Origin of the sequence: Campylobacter sp. RM12640 (genome assembly GCF_020137595.1) — a bacterium.
GTDB lineage: Bacteria > Campylobacterota > Campylobacteria > Campylobacterales > Campylobacteraceae > Campylobacter_E.
The window spans coordinates 1-968 of sequence record NZ_JACGAU010000059.1; the positions used below are offsets into that span (position 1 = coordinate 1).

Sequence of the window (968 nt, forward strand, 5' to 3'; positions counted from 1 at the left end):
GCCGCCACGTTTGTGTTAATTCTGAATCCCATAATTTTCTCCTTAAAAAAATAATTGTCTTGATTTCCTTATCAAGTTACAACTATATCGGTGTGCTAAAAAATAACTTTAGGGGTGATGTGAAAAAATTTTTAAAAATGTGATTGTGATGTGGGGATAGGTGGCTTTTTGTGATTTTTTCTGTTAGGAAAAAATCGTAAAAAGCCTTGTGTTAGCTCGTTTTTAAACGAGCTAACCGAAATGAATAGGATTTAAGAGTGCGAAATTTCACGGAATTTGAAATTAGAATTAGAATTTTGTGAAAAACTTGTGAAAATGTGAAATATTTGTGAAAAGTTTTTATGAAAGACCCGCAAAAGCGGGGGGCGACCCATTCGCCCCTAAGATGTGATGAGATGTTATACAAAATTGATTAATATTTGCTTAAAGGTAGGTAAAATGATTGAAAATATACTATTTATAAAGCATATTAGTGGCAAAATTTTAGCTATTGAAAACGAAATAAGAAAAAGAGTAAAAAATATAGTTTTAGATGAATATATAAGCATTTGCGAAGGTCATAGCTCTCCTAGTTTAGGGGCTTTGATTAGGCTTATATTTGATGAAAAATTAGAAAATATTGTTTTTAATAGTAAAGGATTTGAGTTTAGAAAATACTGCTCTAATAATAAAGATAGAATAAAAATAAACAATGGCTCAATAGCCGAAATCTATACACATATACAAGTGCAAATTGCTTTAAACCTTTATAGAATGATTAGAAATAGAGCTTTTCACGGGGCTGATATGTTTAAGGTGTATGAAAAGAATGGAAAAACAAGCCCTAGAATATTTACACAAATTTATTTAGGCAAGGAGCTTTTAAACTTTGGTATCGAGCCTTGCAATATAGAAATATTTTTAGATGATTTAGGCGATATTTTGGGGGTGAATATGTGGGATAGACTTTAATCCCCAAACCCCCACTA

At 30.9% G+C, this 968-nt stretch carries 1 protein-coding gene; it reads left to right on the forward strand.

Features of this window, described 5'->3' with window-relative positions:
• The first annotated feature begins 438 nt into the window (after positions 1-438).
• On the forward strand, positions 439-951 hold the full coding sequence (locus tag AVBRAN12640_RS09860) for a hypothetical protein (RefSeq protein ID WP_336609178.1): 513 nt from the start codon (positions 439-441) through the stop codon (positions 949-951).
• Positions 952-968: the final 17 nt, after the last annotated feature.